The following is a 21,117-nucleotide window of genomic DNA, read 5'->3' on the forward strand; positions in this document are numbered from 1 at the left end:
AAATCATGTATTTGTCATTTAAATTTCAGAAAAACACTAGGATCAGCATTTTTTTAAACTGTCGATTCGAAGTAAAATGCCTTAAAATGATACGGAAGTAAAAATCAGAGAACAATATTTCACCGTTTGTGGAAATTTTATTAAAAAAAATATGTTTTTTTCACTTTTTACATAAGTTAAAATTCGTATCAAATATGTATCAGGATAACAATTTATGCGTATAAAATCACTAATTTTACAGCTTAAACTAAATTTGTTTAACTCAAAAACACAAAACACAGAATTATATAATGAAAAAACATTGCATTCAGCTATTCCCAAAACTTAAAAAAACTTCAGATTGTACAATGACTATTATTAATAAATTTCGGCCCTAATCAAGCAGAAAAACATAGATCATTTATGCATTTATGAAGACCTGGACCTTGTTTTATGTAATTTTGTTTTTGAACACTTACGGACAATGTCATCCTTCCATGTGTTGTACAGTTGACAACGGATTCCCGCCATACAAAAGCGCGTTCATCCCTGTCATGGAATTGTACAGCCCTATATCCAGATCCTCTGATCTCATTAAAAAAAATAAAAAACTAATTATAATAACCGCCGATACTGGAGCAGAAACGTCTGCCAAGCTCATTTCAGGACCGATCTTCCCCAGCTATCTTTGAAAACTACTCTTATTAAAGTCAATTTTATGAATGAACGAATCTTAATCGCTGATGATCACTATGTAGTACGAGCAGGAACTGCTTTAGTGTTAGAGTCCGCTTATCCACAGCTTAGTATAGATTTTGCAGAAAATTATGAGCAGGTGCAGAACCATCTGGGCCGCTGTCATTATGACTTGCTTCTACTGGATATTGATATGCCGGGAACTCAGTATAAGAAAATGATCCCTGAACTGAAAAGTATTCAGGAAGACCTGAAAATCCTTGTATTCTCAGGGTATGATAAGGATGTAGCCATACAGTATATCCGGGAAGGAGCTGAAGGCTACCTCAGTAAACAGAGCAGTGAAGAAGAAATCAGAGCCGCTGTAAAATCAGTGATTGAAAAAGGATATTATTATCCTGCAGAACTGATCGGGCTCATTATACAGAATAAAAAAAGCAACCCAGCAGAAAAGCTTTCTTCACGCGAATATGAAATCTTTAAGTTGCTGGCTAACGGAAGTGGAAATCTTGAAATAGGAAATAAGCTGGACATCCAAATGTCTACCGTAAGCACCTACAAAAAGAGAATTTTTAAAAAACTGAACATCAGCAACATTGCAGAACTGATCAAGGTACATGAAATGATGCATTAACGCAGCAGGAATTCAACAGTAAAAAAAATTGGGACCGGAATGTCTTGTTAAAAATCCGGTCCCGGTACAAAGATACTTGTGATTTTACATGCCACTACGTTTGAGGTATGGATGCAGAGTTATTGGCAAAGACGCTTTCATTATGCCACAGTAACCGATGCATTTGCTCTGATTTCCATTGCGTCAGCGATCGGTTTTACCAATAAACCTGATTGAATAAAGCATTTTCAGGATTGAAAAAATATCAGGAACTTTACAGAACGTAAATTTCTGTAAAAACCTCCGTGTTTTTAATTGTACAAAATCATGAATCTATCTGAAAAAGCAGAAAAAGGAAGCACCCGTTTCCGATATATAAAACTTTGTATCTTCTTTTCGGGACTTTCTGTCTTTGCACAGCTTTATCTTTTTCAACCCATGCTGCCCACTGTTGCAGAATATTTTAAAACAACTGCAGGAGACAGTTCTCTTCTAGTATCTTCCTCTACCATAGGCATGGCAGCAGGTTTGCTGTTCTTTGCCTTTAAAGCAGACAGTTATTCAAGGAAAAAACTGATGACCTTTTCTCTGCTCTCCTCTGCATTGCTTACCCTGTTGTCTGCATGGATCCCAAGTCTGAGCATTCTTATTGCCGCCGGTGTTATAAAAGGCTTTGTGGTATCGGGGGTTTCTGCAGTTGCCCTTGCCTATCTTACGGAAGAAGTTCACATTTCCGTCGTAGGGCTCGCCATCAGTATGTATCTCAGCGGTAATACAATCGGTGGAATGAGCGGGAGGATCCTGGCCACTATTCTGGCAGGAGAATTCGGATGGCGCAATGCAGTTCTTATCATAGGTTTACAGAGTCTTTTGCTGGGACTTGTTTTCTGGAAACTGTTCCCCGAGTCCAAATTCTTCAATCCGCAAAAAACAGATTATTCTCTGAAAGTAAAGCAGATGAGAAAATTTTTTACAGATCCCTATTTGCTTCGCCTGTATGGTATTGCAGCTCTTCTGATGGGAACCTTCGTAAGCGTATATAATTATTTAACATTCAGACTGGAAGCTAAACCTTTTTCGCTTAGTCATTTTGTGATCGCTTTTATATTTTTAATGTACATTTTCGGGGTATTTGGTACAATGATTACAAGCAGGCTCTCCACAAGATTCAGCCGAAATCTGATTCTCAAAAGTTCAGTGGTTTTCATGCTTTCAGGTACAGCACTGCTGCTGTCGGAGAATATTTATGTGGTCATCTTTGGTTTGGGACTGTTTACTCTGGCTTTTTTTGCAGCCCACACCATGGCAAGCCAAATGACCGCACTGCATGCCAAACAGGGTAAATCTTCGGCAACATCTATTTACTGGCTCTTTTATTATTTCGGATCCAGTATTCTGGGCAGTGGTACAGGTTATATTCTGCACGCATTTTCGTGGAATATTTTTATAACCATCCTGCTGTTTTCGGTTGCTATTTCATTTATACTCGCTTCGGCCAACAAGGATTTAAAGGAAATTAAAATGTCTTAACAAATAAAATATACCACACAGCTACCACAAATCATATTGGTTTTGTACTGATTTTAAGAATTTACCCTATTATTTTAACAAATAATTAATTATTTATAAGAAAAATTAACAAAACATTCAAGAATACAAAGACATTACTCTAATGCAGGGCATAATATTTGCAAGTACTTAAAGACCACACACCTTTCTAAACTCACAATATTATGAACGCAGCAGATCTTAAAATTAAAAACTTAGTTGAATACAAAAATCAGACGTACACGATTACTGAAATTTTTCAGGGAGGAAATCATGATTATTTTGTGAAAATTGAAAATGACATCCAAAGTTTTTCAGTTCCGGCTGAATCTATTACACCGATCCAAATAACTGAGGAATGGCTTGAAAAATTTGGATTTTTACGCACTTACAGCTCGGAGCAGAGAATTCGTTATGAAAGACCCGAAGCGTTTATCAAATACGACTTTGATTTAAGTTCAAAAAAAATTCTGGAGGGCCTTAAAATATACGGAAACTCCATCAAGTGCAGGTATATTCACGAGTTTCAGAATATTTTCTCGTGTCTTTTCGGAAAAGAGCCGTCAACATCCAGTTATGGAATGCTGAAGGCAGAATCTTAGTTGATCATGTTTATTATAAAGAAACCGTTGCTTGTTAGCAGCGGTTTTATTTTATATTTCTTTCAGATATCTTAAAGACTTAATCGGGAACTAAATTATCTCAGCAACTCCATTTGTTTTTGAAGGCGTTTCTTTTTAGCGTTTTCCCGTTGCTCTTTACGGAACTCCCAGGGTGAAACTGCTTTTTTATCCTGCCACAAGCCCAATTTTTTATTTTTTGCGGTATCCTGTATTTTTCCAAGATTTTTATCTTTAGAATAGGAATAATACCACCATCCATATCCGGCTTTGATAATCTCTTCAGAAAGATACTTTCCGTTGTCATAATACACTTTGGCGACTGAACGCCCATAACGGTCTTTCTTCATTTCTGTAAACCTGATCTGCTTGGCAAAAACCTGATCTGATGTAAACTGTTTGGCATTTTTTCCAAATGGCTGTCTTTTTTCGGGACAGTCTACTTCTGCCAGACGAAGTTTCTTCTGTATGTTTCCGTCCAATAAAACTGTAATGGTATCACCATCTGAAATTCCTACTACTTTTGCCAACGTCTGTGAGAAAAAAGAAAGGGGTAAGCATAATAATGCACAAAGAAATATTCTCATGAAGCAAAATTATAAATATATTTCTAAATCTCTTTACCAGAAAGGATTTCTTTTACTTAATTCACCTTTTACATCTACGTTATCCATTTCATTACTTACTGATTTGCAAATGAAATGGATTTACAGTTGTTTAGACATTTTTTTCCATTTAGCCAACGTGTTTCTGCTTATTTTGAAATAATTGGCCGTTTCCGTATTGTTCAGATTATTTCTTATCTGATAATTTAGAATATATAGAACTGTTTCCTGATCATAAGATCTGAATTTACTGTTATTTTCAATGACTTCTGACACGATTTCTGTACCGAATATATAGGTGTTGATCAGAATAATCTCTCTCGTTGTAAGCTTTTCCTTTTCCAGAAGATCAATGCATTTTTCTTTTTTATCGGGGTATTTTTTTTCAATAATATCCTGATAAATCCTCTTATAATTTGGTGATTGACAGTTTTCCATATTCTGTTTTAATATACTTTTCCTCTACTTTATTTTCCGTAAAAATCAGTCTGATTGTTTTTCGTTTTCCATACCAGGTTTCAGACAGGACAGCGGACAGGAAATCATTTTCGCCTTCGATGCTATAGTGATCCAATACCTTTAAAACCTCAGATCTGGTTTTCCCATAAAAACTGATTTTTTCGATACATTCCGCCTCCAAAACCTTTTTTTTATTTCTTTCTCTCCCTTTCAATTGAAATGCAATTCTCCAATCCATATTGTTCTGGTAAAAATTATAGATGTACATGATTATATTTGCTCAGCCATTTATACAGTGTGGTCTTGGGTATCCTGTACTCTTCAATGATCTGACTCCTTTTCATCGCTCCGGTATTAAGCTGTTCCATGACAAATGAAATAAGCTCCTTGGTATAAATGTTTTTTCTGAATGTAGGCAGAATGGCAGATTTCGTTCCGGATGTTTTCTCACTCCCATCCGGTGGAGAGTACAAAACAAGATGCTGTGTGTACAATCGGAAAAAGTCATAGCTCAATAATTTACTCCATTTAAGAAGGAGATCAGTACTTAAGTTTTCCTCTTTATACATTTTTAAGATCTCATCTTCTGTACAGTTAAAAAAATTACAAATACGAAACATATCAATATCACATTCCCCGACTCTTTCAGCAATTAAATTTCCGACATTGATATTCTTTAAATTTATTTTCATTGTTGTTATTATTTTGTATTTCCAATACTTACTTTACTCTATCGAAATTCTGTTTACATTAAGAAAATGAGAATAACAGATTATATAATGAGATCCGAATACCTACCTGATAAAATGGTTAAGATCATTTGATGAAATACGTATTATTTTTTTGAGGTAAAAATTTCTTTGGAGGCAGAGGAACTGAGGAACCCTCCAAAGAAATTAAAAATAAACCCTACGAAATCATCACTGTGTTTTTATGAGATCATCATTGTATTTCTGTTGCAAATCTAGGAAGGAATTGAGTACAACACAAACAAATGGCTGTTACTATTCGCGAATATTAACAGCATAATTTAATACTTAAAACACTTATTAATAGGCATTTAAATGCATTAAAAACAAAACTAACATACACAGATAAAAATTAGAGTTATTTCTGTTTTTCCGGTAAAAAGGCAACACAAAACAGTCTTAGTGTAAGAGGCTGTCCGGATCAGTTTGAGTCATTCTATTAAAAGAGGTATTATGTTTGGGTTGATATCCTACGGTTTGCAACACATATAAAAAGCCTGCCAAAGATGGCAGGCTACTCCCTTCTAAAGGAGACACTAATATGAATAATGGTTAAAAGCTTTTATTATTTTTCATATATAACCATAATAAAAACTTTGAAGAATAGCGGTCCTGAACATTCAATGTACTGATTTAAAATCTTTGGAGGCAGGAATCATCCGTATCGCCTCCAAAGAAAAACCACGTTCATTTACATCGTAAAACTATCACTAAACCGGGAGATATAAAAAAGAATGTCTGTCACTATTCGCGAATAATGACAGACAAAAAAATAAGCAAATAGCAGATCTAATGTACCAGATCTCCAGTAGCAATACCATTTGTAGCAGTTTCCAATATAATTTTCATCACAGAATATTTTGTTCGGGTTTTTAATCCCTGGGAAGAATTTATCGCAACAGAATCTCCCTGTATTTCTATCTGCCCGATCCCTTTTTGAATAATTTCACAGTTGAAACCTGCAGGCAACCCGGCTGGAACCGTAATAATTATATTGGAATCTGAATTTACAAATACAAATCCATTATCATCGTCACTGATGATGGTGTAGCTGCCTGTAACCGTTTTTACAGAAGTTTTGGGATACTGCCATGTTCCCAATCCATCAGCATTGGACGTCAATACCTTTCCTTCCCCCTGAGTACCATCTGTAATTTTTATACCTCCGTTTTTCGTTCCGCTATTGATTTCAAAACTTCCGTTGGTTTTTAAGGTTTCTTCAGCAAAATTTCCTTCTATTAAAGGACTATTCGTGTTATTTAATATTCTAAGCTGTGACTCATGAGAAATAATGTGCTGCACATTTAGATTTAATCATTCTCTGCGACAAAGAAATGCCTGTCATTATTCGCGAATATTAACAGACTGAAAAAAGCATAAAACAATGACAAACAATTAATTAAATAAAATAAATCCACTTTAAAATATTGAAGTTAATCTTAACAAAAAGACTGCTAACTGTCTGATAATTTCATCATCTGACAATCAAAAAAGGTAATTAAAATATTAAAAATTAAATGAAAATCAGAATTAAGCATCAAATATTTCTTTAAGTTTATAACTCACACCATATGCAATTTTATACCCATCTGTATGATTGTATTGCAAAAGAAGATATCAGTGTATGACGTGGTAAAAAATATTCAGTACTAGACGAAATAGGAGATCTTTCCGATATACCACAGCGATATTGAAGTTGTTTACCCTAAAAAGGCTGCTATGATCAATCATTTCATAACAGCCTAACACAAATTAAAAAAAATGTAATGATCCTTTACCAATCGCAGAAATTGAATATCTTTATATTTCTCATCTAGTAGTATTTTCCAAACTAGACCCTAAAAAAGAGATTGTATTCTACTTAATTTTCTGGATTGAAATATTGGTGACATTTCCATCTCCTGATGTTCCTGACTCAGTTGACAAAATTACAGCTGTAGCAGGACCACTACTATCCCCTCTTGTCGAAGCAGCTACAAATTTTATACTGTAACCAGAGTACGGAACCTTAATTGCCGTTGTAAAAGTCATAAGATCTCCTATGGTTGGATTATGATCATTAGCAAGAATAGGACGTGAAGAAAACTTACTCGCCCGTGCAATATAATTTCCATCAGCATTACTCTGGGAAGAAGTTTTTATTCCCAATACATATCTCATCAGGTTAACAGAAGGTTGTGCAAAGCTGGCCTGCATATTAATCTGATAAGATCCCGCTTGTTTAAAAGTCAGTATTCCAGTAGAAGTATTATAAGAATACAGAGCCGAAGCGGCCGCAAGTTCAGAAAATAACAAAGTAACAGGTACTCCAAATACATTTTTATTTTGTCCCAAACGTGCATAAAACAATCCGGAATCCTCTGATCCTGCTCCAATAGTCTTTAATACTCCATTGGCGTCCACAACCACAATCCTATCCATACCTGCAGATCCCAGTTTGGTATTGATAGAGCGTATCCTAACATTTCCGGAATCGATATCCAGTTTTTCTGTTGCAGAATCTGTCCCTATCCCCACATTACCATTGGTATCAATTCTCATCTTAGCTGTATCATTAGTCATCAGATCAAGGGGATGATTGCTGTAGGTTCCCAGCCATGCAGCATCAGTACCACCATTTGAGATGCGTTTTCCCAAATAAGACCTTAACTTTACAGTTCCATCAGTATGCTGCAGTCCATAACTTTTTGTTGGGGTATTGATGTCAAGCCTGGTTTCAGGTGCAGCTGTTCCTATACCTACCCTGCCATCATTGGCACTCTCGAGAAACATCAGCTCCTTTAGCGATTTGCCTACACTGAAGGAAAGATAACGTTCCCCACCTGCTGTAGAAGTCGAGGTATCCCCAAAATTAATCCTCGCAACATTACCTGTATGAACAGAAGAGGAACTTTTTATATTAATCCCGTAATTGTTCCAGCGGTTCCCATAACCATATCCATCCTGGCCAATATTGATATCTATTGCATTGGTGGTGGCATCACGTCCTGTATCTTCTTTTGCTGCATTGAGAAATTGCCCACCTTCTACATGAAGTTTTCTTGAAGGAGAAACGGTTCCCATTCCTACCCTGTCATTTGCGGCATCTACAGAAAAAGTAGCCCCGTCTACAGAAAACGCATTGGCTGCGGTTCCCGTAAAGGCCAGGGTTTTTGTTCCCTGAGCTACCACTCTGTTATCATCAAGCGTTCCGTTGCTGTTATAAAGATTAGTATTTGCAGACGGTGGTATCAGTTTGATCCAGGATGTTCCGTTATAATAGTAGAATCCTATCGCATCAATATGGATCGCTGCCCCCGCAGCCGTTCCGGTAGCAATATTGTTAATATAAATAAGGGTAGAGACAGGAACTCCTTTCATACTCTGGGCTCTCTGGCGGTCCACCCTGGGGATCAAAGCTCCGTCTACGACGGAAGAAGTCCCCGTTTCAGCAGTCGCTGTCACATCAAGTGTGGCAGCTGGAAAGTTGGTGTTAACGCCAAACTGAGCATGTAATGTCATTGATAAACATACAGCTCCGGCCGATAAAAATAATTGTTTTTTCATTTTTAAGTGTTTAGTCATCGTATAATTTCCCTAATTAGTTTGTTTCAGAAAAAGTAATGTTTACAGATCTTTTTCCTACCGCCCAGCCCAAATTAGCCCGGCTTGCCTCAACCCATATTTTATCTCCGGAATTAAGGACAAAACTGGCAGAAAGATTATTACGCTGTGTAAAAGGGCCCGTTGTCCCGGGTGTTGGAGTAATGAGTATATTGTTAGCCGTTGTTTCAGATTCATTTCCAGCCTTAATGACCAAAAAGGCACTGGTTGTATTGGAACAGTCTTCATACAGCAATGATGCAGTAATCGTAAATACTCCTTTTCTGCTGACCGTCATTTCATTATTTACCATACTCCATACCCCAATTTCCGGATCTGCTGTAATATTAACTGCAGGAAAAGATATTTTTTTAACGACTCCATTCGCCACCGTTTCGGCGGCATCATTATACGTTCCACTTCCGTTAAATGCAGCTTTTGTAAGAGGTGCTACCCCAACATCGTTAAAGCGCAGCCATACGGATCCATCAAAGTAATAATATCCTGTTTCATTCATGTTGACCGTCGTTCCTGCAGCGCTTCCGGTAGCCACACTGTTGACATAGATCATGGTCGATTCAGGAGTTCCTGTCATACTATGAGCCCTTTCCCTGTCCATTCTAGGGATCAGAAGACCTTCCACTGCATTAGAAATTCCTGTCGGGTTTTTAGCTGTGATTTCAAGAGTGGCTTTCGGTGCCTGGTTGTTAATGCCCACTTGCGCATGCAGACTTACAAAAAACAATGCCGTAACGGCACTTGCCAATAATTTGCTTTTTCTCATAATTGTTTTATTAGAGGTTAATATTTAAATGGATGTTCTTTATCCATTATGTTCCGGGTTCTTCGTAAACCTTCCAGAATTATTACAGAAGCAGAATCTGCTGTAAGAATTTATTTTTTATTCCTTACACCGTGAAAAGATATATTGGAGTTTTAAGAATAGCAAAGGATAGGCTGTTACTATTCGCGAATACTAACAGTCAAATCTTTAAGCATTATACCAGGATTGTCTGATTTGGAAGTAAAATTTTTTTATCCATAAAAACCAGAACAGATATGGGAGAAGTAACGAACGTCGATAATTAAAAATAAAAAAGGCTGCTATTCCCCCTCACTAATAGCAGCCCGAACACAAATGAAAAAAATATACTGGAATCTCATCTAAAGAAAGCAGACAAAGTAAATACAACCGCTAATATGAATGGATTTTAGAATTTTAATTCTGTAGTCAGAATATTCAGTTCCAATTTCAGAACCGTTATTGGGTTTTAAATCTTTGGAGGTCCGAATCATTCGGGATCCTCCAAAGAAGTTTAAAAAATCTTATGAAATAAAAAACTTTATTTACCTGCTAAAACTATCACTTAACCGGGAGATACAAAAAAGAAGGTCTGTTAATATTCGCGAATAGTGACAGCATTCAATATAAAAAACACTACTCTTCAGCCTGTTTGAATCTTACAGCAGCTGGCGAAAAACCTACATTAATCTGATATTGTCTATGAATAAACTGGGAATTACGGAAATAAGAATTTCTCTCATTTCTTTAATAAAGCATGACTGTAAAAGAACGAATGGGATTTTCTTATTTATTCAGAAACCTACTATCAATACCCATTGATTATCGGAGTGTATATGAACAGGTGAATGTTAAGTTTTTCTCCGACAGATTTAATTTTATTTAAAACTGAATAATAATGATTTTTTATGATGGTGATCTGCTTGCGGCCGGATATACTTTTAAAGAGTTGGCAAAAAAAAACTTCTCAGGGGTATTGTAACCCCTAAGAAGCATACCAAAAATGTTAATATGAAAAACGTTGTTTGAAGATTTTAAAAATATTGTGAATATATTGAACACACAAAAGAGAGGCTGTCACAATTCGCGAATATTGACAGTATTGTTATTCAAAATAATCGGATCAGGCTTTTTTTCCACTTTTAAAAATTAAATTCCCAGCAACTTCCTCCAAAATCCCTTTTTATTTTTTAATTGATCTGAATCCAAGTCTGAAATTTGATTATTCGGAATTTTTCTGTTCTGCTGGCCGGAACTTTTAAATTTCTCTGCTTCATTCATCTTCTTCATCGCTTCCTCGACATAAAGAAGGATTCCTTCCTGATCACAATTGCAGGCATTTGAATAATACAGTGTATTATTAAGTTCCCGTACATTGGGCTCTATAACATCTGCTGCTTCCAGAATTCCCATCCTGTTCTGCTTAGAAAACTCAAGTGCTTTTATAAAGACAGTAATCCTTTCATGAGAATAGAAACTGTCCAGTACATCCCTGAGACTTTGGTTTGACCGATAATCACTCAGCAATATACTGACCTGATCTTCAGGGATAAAAATTCCTGAACTATAATTTTCTGTGATCCTGTCGTTAATGGGATTGGAGATGGGTCCGTGAATAATTTCAGCCCATCCTTTCGTATACTTTTTGAAAAACGGATATTGGTCTATCAAAAAAGAAAAAGCAGAATTCCGGGTATAAAAATACGTTCTGAAAAACCCCTGAATCACTGATATATAACGGCCGTGGGTCATATCAAAAATATCAGCAGGCTGGGTTTCTTTAGCCAGTAAAATAATGTCTTCGTACTTTTCCTTATGAAATTCATCCATCTTATTTCGGATGGCTAATTTTTCAATAAGGGAAAGATCATTCATGGCATCAAAATACCATTCCTGTATTTCATGCTCGCTGATCGGGTGGTAAGTTATATCAAATCCCATATTTATAAGTTTTAGTATGGTTATAAAAAGTAATAGGTGTGAGATAATTCTTTACTACCGAAACTTTACCTCCAACCCCTAAAATATCTGTTGTAGACTCACAACAAAATTATCTTTAAATAAAACTCAGCACAAGAAAAAGGCTGTCTGGATTCGCGAATAATAACACCACATTCCCTTAAAAGCCTCTGTAGATCATGCATAAACACAACTTAAGAACAAAATACTCACAAATTAGTGATTATTTAAACAGCCAACTTCAAAATAATAAACAAAAATTGGCAAGGTTTGGAAGTGAAATGATCAAAAAACAATTCAAGGAAAAGCTTAACGATCTGTTGAACAGAAAAATTGCTTTACCTTCCACTCATAAATTTGAGACACCATTAACGGAACTTTTATTTTTCTATTTAGTGAACCACCAGTTTTTAACCAATGTTACTTTTACTCCTACTGAAAAAGAACTTAAATTCGTCATATGATCAAGGTCTGTAGTCGTATAAGCTTTTCCAAATCCTTTGGAGTAAAGAGCAAAAACTTCTATCCGGTCTGAAATTACATAACCTCCTCCCCCGTTCAAAACGTAATCAAACTGAGTCGACTTATATTCTCTCTCTTTATTATTTTTTACATAATCCAATGTCCAGACTACATATTCAAGTTTTCCGCCTCCAAGCAGAAAGAATCTGCTTTTCTCAAAATTGCTGTTGAGGTATTTTTTCAGGTGCAGACCTCCGGCATATGTCACAAACTTAAATTCGCTATTGTTGGGGTTTTTAACCGGTAAGGACACTTCAAAAAATGGCTGCAGGTATAAGGTACTTGAGTCAAAGTAAAATATTTCTGAGAGGGCTACATCTACAGAAAGTGTTGCAGTATATTTATTCACCCATTGACTGCTTTTCTCCTCCTTATTGGAAAGAGAACCTCCACTATAATTGAGCCCCAGGTTCCATTTGACAAACTGTGACCGCCTGTCACTGTAATTCTGGGAGAAGACATGTCCCGAAAACATCATAACGGAACTAAGACATAAAACTTTTTTCAGCATATTAAATTATTTTTCTCTTTTCAAGCCCTATCGACAGAAAAGAATGTATTTTGTATTTTTAGGGAAACAGGTTAGCTGCTGCAGCTGTTTTATTTGGGGCCTTGCCAATAAAAATTTCTGAAATACAGAATATTAATGGTAAGACAAAACTTTATGATGATAATTGATATGGGAACAAGAGAATGATACAATCATCAAATTTTGATCTATCAGTTAAAACGAATTGTAAGGGATATATTGACCCTCCTATGGAGATTAATTTTTTCGGAAATGGTGAACGGCTCTACCGTTGTTTTTCATCACAGATCTTATAAAAACTCTTTGGGACAATACATTATACTGACTAAGACAAGTCCCAAAGAGATAACCATATAACATCGTATTGTAAAAGAGCTCTTATTATCAGTGGGTCAAAATTAGGTCTATGTACCTGGAAAATCAACTAAAAGGATGTCACTATTCGCGAATAATGACAGCCTAAGTATTTGTTGATCTTGTCCACAGAATGACACTTTTTCTTATAAAACGGGAATGCGTAGAAATATTACAAAAACAGCACTAAGATTAAATCCTCCCGACCATTTTTAATGTTGTGAAAATGAGATCATCATTATGATTCGGTACCTATTGCCCGCGATCACGCTGAATCCGCAGATATTATACTATCCTTTACATTCTAGTTTATCTCAGAAAAAGTAATATTGATTGATCTGTTTCCGAGCTCCCATTTCGAATCGGTAATATTACGAACAGCTTCAGCCCAGATTTTATCTCCCGGTTCCAGAATCATGACAAAACTACTGCTAAGTGGAAGCGGGGCTCCAGACCCCGATGCTGTAGCTCCGGATGAACCGATCTGAGTCCCGCCATGAATAATAAGTAATGCTGATCCAAACTGAATGACATTCTCCATCCTCAGAGCAGTGGCAATCGTATACACCCCCTTTTTAACCACGGTAAATTCGTCGCCCGAACTGTTCCAAATCCCAATGGAAGAATCTGTTCCTATATTGACCTTGGGAAAAGAAAGTTTTTGATAGACTCCCTCCGTTATAATGACACCAGGCACAGGAGCCCCACTTCCATTAAAAGCAGTCACCATGAGCGGTGCTCTTCCCAGATCATTAAAACGCATCCATACCGTACCATTAAAGTAATAATATCCGGTATTCACAACATTACGTGTCTTGGGCGTTGTCTCACCGGAAGACAGCATTTCTGTAATATATACGATGGTCCCTTCCTGATGAGATCCATACAGAGCATCTTTAGCTTTAAGCTCAGATCCTTTCAGCTTCGGAGCAATAAAACCATCTGTTTTTGAGCTGGTACCTGGTTCTGAACTTACTTCAAGAGTAGCATGGGGATCTGGTGTATTAATCCCAATCTGAGAATAGGCTGCCGTTGTAAAAAATAAAAGTGCACTGGCAGATAAAAGTATTTTTTTTTTCAAAATGTGTTATTTTAATAGGTGTTATCAAGGGGAAGAAGGAAAAATAAGATCAAAGATCTTGAGGATAAAAATTCTCCGGTAGGGTAAGGGTAAACAGAGGAAACTCCCGGAGAATAAAAAATAAATACTGACAAGTACAATCTTTTCTCATCATTTGTGTACCGCAAAATTATAATGAAGTTTTGACTGCTGCAATTAAAAGACTGTCACTATTCGCGAATATTAACACCCAAAACAATAGTTTGCATCATTTTGAATGCACTCAATATCTACTATTAATCAACATCTTACAAAACAAAAAAATATATTGTATCCATTTTTTATTCATATGCTCTCACTGGTTATACCTTATGAAAAATATCTCAAAATCCTCATAAAGAATCTCTTCCATCTTTTGACTAATCGATTAACTTTCTATAAAGGACAAATTTTTGTGATCAGAAGCAGCTTTACTAAAAAAGTCTGCCCTGAGAATTGGGCAGACCGAACACAAAAAACAGGGTTGTCTGAAAAACACTCCTAAAAATACTTTACTATGAATTTATTCTTTTTAATATCCTGTTATGTGTTGTGAAATTAAAACCTATTATGCAGCTTTGCAATAAAAAGGCTGTCATAATTCGCGAATAATGACAGCCAAAAATTCCAATAAGATAGAATTTGACAGGACGAAAAATCGCAATTGATCTTTGTCTTATGTCATTCTGAAAGAATCTTTCAATTTGTTTATTTCCTTTTAATTAATTTCAGAAAAAGTAATATTGAGAGACCTCTTTCCAACCGACCAGGCGGAATTATTTCTAAACCCTTCAATCCATATTTTTTCACCTGCATTTAAAACCATAATGGAAGTAATATTGTTTCTTTGCGTGTAAGGTGCGGCAGCACCACCTATTGCTACAGAACTTGAAGAGTCAGAGTCGCTTCCTCCTCTTACGGTTAATGTAGCCCCTCCGGTAGTTGCCACATTCTGATATACCAAAGAAGCTGTGATTGTATAGACGCCTTTTTTGCTGACTGTCATTTCACTTGTCGTACTGTTCCATGTTCCAATCTGGGCATCTGCTGTAATATTCGTAACAGGAAAAGAAAGTTTTTTAGACATTCCCCCAGCAATCATAGCCGGTTCTGCACTGCCCATGCCATTAAAGGCCACTTTGGTAAGAGGAGCAGCACCTACATCATTAAAGCGCATCCATTCTGTACCATTAAAATAATAATATCCCGGCACAGTAACATTTTTTGTTTTCGCAGTGATCGCTGCTGCTGCTAATCCTTCTGTAACGTAAATTACAGCTCCTGTCTGATCTATACCGTATGCTCCGTCCTTAGCCTTCAGTTCAGATCCTTTTAATCTGGGAGGGATGATCCCATCTGCTTTTGTATTATTTCCTGGAGCCGAAGCTACTTCCAGTGTCGCATGAGGAGCTGAAGTTCCTATTCCCACATTGCCTGAACTACTTAAAACCATACCCGGTGCCTTGTCCTTTACAGCAGCAGCATGGAATTGTAAAGCAAGTGAGCTAACACCCAATCCATAGAAATCGGTCCCTGATGCATTATTAAAAACCGCCAGCTTTTTACCGGCAACATCTGTTACGCTACTTCCAGCTGTAGCACCCAGATCAAGCTTATTTTGTGGAGCTGAAGTCCCTATTCCCACCCTGTCATTCGCTGCATCTACTGATAAAGTAGTGCCATCTACTGAGAAGGCATTGGTTTTAGTCCCTGTAAAAGATAATGTCTTGTCTCCCTGAGCTACGGTACGGTCCGAATCGATCGTCCCATTGGCATTGTACATATTCACACTGGCCGGGGCGGTAGTCCATGCTGGTGCTGCTCCTGCTCCATTGGAAGTAAGCACCTGACCTGTGGTTCCTGCGCTGCCTGCTGCGGTTGCACTTCCCCCTACATTCAGTTCACTGGTCACCTGGAAAGATCCGTTCACATGTAATTTTTTTTGCGGAGTAGATGTTCCAGCTCCTAAGTTTCCTGATGGATCAATTCTAAAACGTTCTATATAATTAGCTCCTCTCGAATTCCCAATGTAAAAAGCTTCTTCAGTACCATTTGTTGCTGTTGCTCCTGTTCTTATGCTTCCAATTCCCCAGTTGGCTCCTCCCGAATCTGGGCCGCTATTTGTAAAGCCAATAAGTGATTGATTTCCCACAGCAAGAGCAGAAGTATTTCTTAATGCCAGGTTTACCTCACCATTGGACGCGGGCGCATCAAATAAATTATATCTGTTCCAACTTGAAGCAGTAGCTACCACATGTAATTTAACAGACGGAGTAGCTGTACCAACTCCTACTCTGTCATTGGCAGCATCTACAGAAAAAGTAGCTCCATCTACGGAAAAAGCATTGGTTTTTGTCCCTGTAAAAGTTAAGGTTTTATCCCCCTGAGCTACTGTCCTGTTGTCATTCAAATTACCATCCGTAACATAGATATTCGTATTGGCGGATGCCGGAGTAATGAGTTTTTCCCATACCGTTCCAGTGTAATAATAGTATCCGACCGCGTCAATATTGACTGCATTTCCAGTGGTATCTCCTGTGACAATACCGTTTACATAGATCAGGGTTGATATTGGAATACCTGTCATATTTTGCGCCCTTTCCCTATCGACTCTGGGAATAAGCAGACCGTCAACATTTTTGGAATTCCCCGTTGCATTCTGAGCTGTGATATCAAAAGTTGCGGCGGGAGAAGCAGTATTCATACCGACCTGCGAATAGGCTGACATTGAAAAAAACAGCACTCCTGCTGATAAAATCAATTTTTCTTTTTTCATACTTGTGTTATTTAAAATTCTGATTGCGTTAACAAAACATACGGTCCGTTATTTTCCAGTTAAAAATTCCCATGGAATTGAGAAAACAGATGAAAATATCGTTATTGTAAGGCACAAAATTATATTGAAGTTTTCCGAATACAAAGAAATAAGCTGTCACTATTCGCGAATAATGACAGCCTATGGTAAAAATAAGCTGCTGTTATCCGTCAACAACAACAGCCAAAACACAAATCAAAAAGTATTAATCATAATTTTTTTTAAAATCTCATATTAATCCTCTAAACCATTTTAGCACCATCAATCCATTAATACTTCATGATGAAAAAAAAATCTGCTCTTTTCAGAGCAGATCAGCACAACTATTTAATATGAAATTCTATTTTTCTGTCCAACATTAGTCTCAAAAATCATATCCCTTACTAAATAAAGGCAGATTCTTAATTTAAAGCTTTTCATAAAGATAATTGTGTTACATATAGATTGATTTGATAGCGCAAAACTATTCCATATTCCACAAAATTCAAAAAGATTGGCTGTTACTTTTCGCGAATATTAACAGGTAAAAAACATCCTGCATGAAATCTGATAAGATTAAAAAGAGGAATGATCACCTATTGCTGTACAAACTTCCTTGTCACTTAAGTGAAAGACCTATTTTGAAGTGTTAAGTGTATATAAAATTGGAAGAAGAAAAAGAATACTTTATATTATTATAAAACTTTCCGGGAACTTTGGAATTCCCGGAAAAGTTACACAACAAAATACTAAATATGAAAAAAAATATCATGTAGAATACTATGATATCGTATTTATTCAATTACAGGTCAACTGTAACCCACTATTCATTACCTCTCTACAATAAAAAATCTGTCATAAAAAGTCTGCCTTTTACAGGCAGACTGAACACAAAAAAACAAATGATGTGTCAAAAAACACACTCAAACTATTGTATATATAATACTGGTTTTCAGAACGAAATGCTATTTTTGAGCCTATAACTTTAAATGGCTGGTAAGAACTAACCGAGTTCAGTATCGTTTTACTCAAATAAAAGCCCCCATGATTTTCCATCATTGTGTAAAGCAAAATAATATTGAGGGCTTTTAATGTAAGGTCTCCAAAGTGAATGATCTGCATATCAATTATCTTTCCGGATAATGATCTGTGACAAATGTAGACACTGAACTTTACAACTGCAACGAAAGGTCTGTCACTATTCGCGAATATTAACAGACTATTACAGGATACACAGATTCTATATCTGCAAAAAAAAACATCCCTAAACCGGAAGTTCAGGGATGTTATCTTTTTTTACATCAATCACTATAGTTTGGGGAAACTAAGTGTTTTTTTTAGCTCTTTTCTGAAGCTGTGAGATGAAATCGGAAGGTGAGATATTCATCTGCTTTTTAAATATATTCGCAAACCGGCTGTGGGAAGAATAGCCGCATAATTCTGCCAGATAACTGATCTTGTAGATGCGGAAAGAAGGTTCGGTATATAATTTCTTTGTGATATAATTGATTCTGTTTTGATTGATATAATCACTAAAATCCAAACCTCTGTATTTCCTGATAATATAAGACAGGTATTTTGTATTGGTATGAAGGGAAGAGGCCATTTTAGGTCTTGAGATATTCTGATCCAGATATAGGTCCTGCTGCTCAAAATCTTTAAGACGCCGGACCAGCTCTTCTTCTTTTTCAGCACTCATATTTAATGAGGAATCATCCTCAATATCATTAGCCGGATAATCGGCTACAGCCGAGACCGCAATAGGTTCTGAACGTTCTGTTTCCTGCTGAACTTTTAATTTTTCTATAATCTTTTCAAACTGTAATCTGCTTTTCTTCCTTTGCTGCTTGTAGTACAGAAACAGACCAATGAGAAAAAGAACAAGGAGAACAGACAATGCTATAAAAATATAAGTATAACCCTCAAACCTGCTTTTCTGGGCAAATTCATCTTTGAAATCCTGATCTGCAAGAATGACCATTTCATCTTTTTTGAGAAGGTCTATAGAATCCTTGGTCTGGTTGATGTAAAGCAGACCTTCATGATCTCCAACCGTTCTGTAATACTTCCGAAGGTCATTGATAATAAGATCTGTCACTTCACGATTGTTGTTGGCCAGCGCTATTTTCTGAGCTTTTAAGAAATATTGTTTAGCCTCATCCAGCTGTTTACGTTTTAACGCAAGATTTCCCAAACCTCTGTACAATGTGGCACTTTCCCCGTAATAAGATTTAATTTTGGAGCTTTTCAGATTTTTTTCAGCCAAATGGAAAGCATAATCAGCAGAATCCAGCCGGTTATTCTGGACATAAACCTCTCCCAGCTTAAGCTGTGATCTTCCCAACAGATAGTCTCTGATTGTATTTTTCGGTATAGTTTCCAGATAGGCCTGGTTGCTTTTAATACTTTTTAGAAATCCAATCGTATCCTTATCCTCCATTTTCTGCAATGCTTCTGTTTCAAGCATCATGGCATATGTGTATTTACTTTCCAGCGAACCAGATAGAGATTTACTGGCCACTACTGCTCTTTCAAGAAACTGTTTGCTTGCATCTTTAAGATTTAATTTTAAATATTCCGCTGCAAGCCGCTCATTCGAAAGTGCGATCCAATCGGGCAGCTTTTCTTTTCTTGCAATAGAATCTGCTTTCTTCCAATATTTGATCGATTTACTGGTATTAAGTTTTCGGGAGTAAGCACTTGCAATGACAACCAGTGATTTTACTTTTTGCAGTTCTGATTCTGATTTTGCATACAGCGAGTCTCCCTTTTTAAGCATAATATCCACTCCTTCTTCCCTGAAAGAACGGAAAAAAGCAGCATCAAATGTTTGATCTTTTTTAATTTGAGATCGCAGCGGGAGGCTACACAGTACAATAGAAATTAAAAGGTATAATGGTTTATTAGTCATATATTTTTTAACAAGTTTCAGTCTAAAAAAAATTTAAAATAAAGCTCAGGCAAAACATGTAATAAAAAACAGGCGGCATCAATAAATTACTGTATAAAAGTTTCTCAAATCTGCTTCTTATTAAAAATAGTTTTCTAGTACAAATGTAAGGTTTTAGTCTTTCCATTCATTTTTTTTTCATTCATCAATCCCTAGAATGCATATATTTCTGTATTTTAGAAATTAAGTTAAACACTTTACAAATACCAGACCAAATTGGGTATACCGCAAAGACGATATGACTCCTTTCTATCCACTAAGTTAAAATTATAATACCCTTCTTATTTAGTTAAATAAGTTATTCTAAGAAAAGCAGATCAAGACTTTATAATATAAACCTTTTCCTATTAAAGTTTTTTTTATTTTAGATCAACTGGCCCCTTTTATGACTGTGCAAATTCCAGTCTGAATGCTTTCGGACTTTTGCCCCGCTGAGACTTAAAAAATTTATTAAGATGGCTTTCATCCGTAAATCCAAGCTCATCTGCAATTTCAGTAATCCTTCTGTCGCTGTGCTTCAGCCTATGTTCTATTAAAGTGGTTTTATAATTATTAATGTATGACTGCAGTGTCTCTCCGCTGTGTTTCTTAAAATACTTGCCGAGATAATTCTCTGAAAACCCAAAAGCCTTACTGATGCTTTCTGTCCTGATCAATTCAGGCTCATAGATATGGCTCTGAATATAATTAAGGATGCTGATAATGCGTGATTCGGAGGTTTCGTCTATTTTTTGGGGCAGGTATTTGGCAATATTCCGGGCTACCACCACAATAAGTGTATTGACCAGCTGTGCTGTGATATCGCTATGATAAACATCTCTGTTGACTGCTTCGCGGATCAGTGCCTCTACAATCGGACGGATCAGTGTTTTGTCGCTTTGGTTTTTTAAAATGCAACCCGGTTTATGGTTGGCATTTTCCATAATAAATTCCAGGCGCTGGATATTGTCTTTTGAAATACTGCTGTCCTTTAAATAGATATCACTGAACTTTAAAAAGAAAAATCTTGTTGTTGTATCAATCCAGAACTGACTACAATCCTGCGGGGTGAGCAGAAACATATGATTGGCGCTGTAGGAAAAGCTATGCTTATTGATACAGTGCTGTCCTGTACCTGATAAAATAAATACAAGTTCAAAAAAATTCTTTCTGCTTTCTTTATCAGGAAAAACATCCAAAGTTTCAAAATGAATGCTGTATGGCTGATATAATACTTCACGGTTCATAAAAAATGAGATTGGTTTGATGGCAAAAATA

Annotated in this window: 16 protein-coding genes; 3 read left to right on the plus strand and 13 right to left on the minus strand. The window is 36.4% G+C overall.

The window, feature by feature from the left end; all coding sequences use genetic code 11:
* The first annotated feature begins 697 nt into the window (after positions 1–697).
* From IW16_RS24550 to IW16_RS24560, 3 genes are all read left to right on the plus strand, one after another.
* A complete protein-coding gene (locus IW16_RS24550) occupies positions 698–1,309 on the plus strand; it encodes a response regulator (protein ID WP_034751057.1) in 612 nt (203 codons plus the stop codon).
* A 306-nt stretch (positions 1,310–1,615) separates the two neighbouring features.
* Positions 1,616–2,818, plus strand: a complete 1,203-nt coding sequence (locus tag IW16_RS24555; RefSeq protein ID WP_034751059.1) for an MFS transporter — start codon at positions 1,616–1,618, stop codon at positions 2,816–2,818.
* A gap of 203 nt (positions 2,819–3,021) precedes the next feature.
* A complete protein-coding gene (locus tag IW16_RS24560) occupies positions 3,022–3,438 on the plus strand; it encodes a hypothetical protein (RefSeq protein WP_034751062.1) in 417 nt (138 codons plus the stop codon).
* A gap of 95 nt (positions 3,439–3,533) precedes the next feature.
* Here the strand turns inward: IW16_RS24560 and IW16_RS24565 are convergent, their stop codons facing one another.
* From IW16_RS24565 to IW16_RS24630, 13 genes are all read right to left on the minus strand, one after another.
* Positions 3,534–4,043: a thermonuclease family protein gene (locus IW16_RS24565; RefSeq protein WP_034751065.1), complete on the minus strand. Its 510-nt coding sequence runs from the start codon at positions 4,041–4,043 to the stop codon at positions 3,534–3,536.
* A 120-nt stretch (positions 4,044–4,163) separates the two neighbouring features.
* The gene (locus tag IW16_RS24570) at positions 4,164–4,499 is read right to left on the minus strand and encodes a hypothetical protein (protein ID WP_034751068.1); all 336 of its coding nucleotides are present in this window, start codon (positions 4,497–4,499) and stop codon (positions 4,164–4,166) included.
* Positions 4,471–4,758, minus strand: coding sequence for a hypothetical protein (locus IW16_RS24575; protein WP_131327983.1), 288 nt, complete (start codon positions 4,756–4,758; stop codon positions 4,471–4,473). Before IW16_RS24575 ends, IW16_RS24570 begins: the two co-directional genes overlap by 29 nt.
* Before the next feature lie 16 nt (positions 4,759–4,774).
* Positions 4,775–5,212: a transposase gene (locus IW16_RS24580; RefSeq protein WP_316931946.1), complete on the minus strand. Its 438-nt coding sequence runs from the start codon at positions 5,210–5,212 to the stop codon at positions 4,775–4,777.
* Positions 5,213–6,058: 846 nt separating this feature from the next.
* Complete coding sequence (locus IW16_RS25975) at positions 6,059–6,571, minus strand: hypothetical protein (RefSeq protein ID WP_051890721.1); 513 nt, start codon at positions 6,569–6,571, stop codon at positions 6,059–6,061.
* Positions 6,572–7,126: 555 nt separating this feature from the next.
* Positions 7,127–8,815 carry a hypothetical protein gene (locus IW16_RS25980; protein ID WP_131327985.1) on the minus strand — a complete coding sequence of 563 codons (1,689 nt, stop codon included), beginning with the start codon at positions 8,813–8,815 and terminating at the stop codon, positions 7,127–7,129.
* Positions 8,816–8,849: 34 nt separating this feature from the next.
* The gene (locus IW16_RS25985; RefSeq protein WP_051890741.1) at positions 8,850–9,635 is read right to left on the minus strand and encodes a hypothetical protein; all 786 of its coding nucleotides are present in this window, start codon (positions 9,633–9,635) and stop codon (positions 8,850–8,852) included.
* A 1,167-nt stretch (positions 9,636–10,802) separates the two neighbouring features.
* On the minus strand, positions 10,803–11,594 hold the full coding sequence (locus tag IW16_RS24600) for a hypothetical protein (RefSeq protein ID WP_034751074.1): 792 nt from the start codon (positions 11,592–11,594) through the stop codon (positions 10,803–10,805).
* 406 nt (positions 11,595–12,000) lie between these two features.
* Positions 12,001–12,645: a hypothetical protein gene (locus tag IW16_RS24605; protein ID WP_131327987.1), complete on the minus strand. Its 645-nt coding sequence runs from the start codon at positions 12,643–12,645 to the stop codon at positions 12,001–12,003.
* Positions 12,646–13,321: 676 nt separating this feature from the next.
* Entirely contained in the window at positions 13,322–14,098 is a 777-nt protein-coding gene (locus IW16_RS24610; protein WP_034751080.1) for a hypothetical protein, read from the minus strand.
* 736 nt (positions 14,099–14,834) lie between these two features.
* A complete protein-coding gene (locus tag IW16_RS25990; RefSeq protein ID WP_051890743.1) occupies positions 14,835–16,892 on the minus strand; it encodes an autotransporter outer membrane beta-barrel domain-containing protein in 2,058 nt (685 codons plus the stop codon).
* A 1,342-nt stretch (positions 16,893–18,234) separates the two neighbouring features.
* Positions 18,235–19,821, minus strand: coding sequence for a helix-turn-helix domain-containing protein (locus IW16_RS24625; protein ID WP_034751084.1), 1,587 nt, complete (start codon positions 19,819–19,821; stop codon positions 18,235–18,237).
* A 422-nt stretch (positions 19,822–20,243) separates the two neighbouring features.
* Positions 20,244–21,086, minus strand: a complete 843-nt coding sequence (locus tag IW16_RS24630) for an AraC family transcriptional regulator (RefSeq protein WP_034751415.1) — start codon at positions 21,084–21,086, stop codon at positions 20,244–20,246.
* Between the last annotated feature and the right edge of the window lie 31 nt (positions 21,087–21,117).

This window comes from Chryseobacterium vrystaatense (assembly GCF_000737765.1).
GTDB lineage: Bacteria > Bacteroidota > Bacteroidia > Flavobacteriales > Weeksellaceae > Chryseobacterium > Chryseobacterium vrystaatense.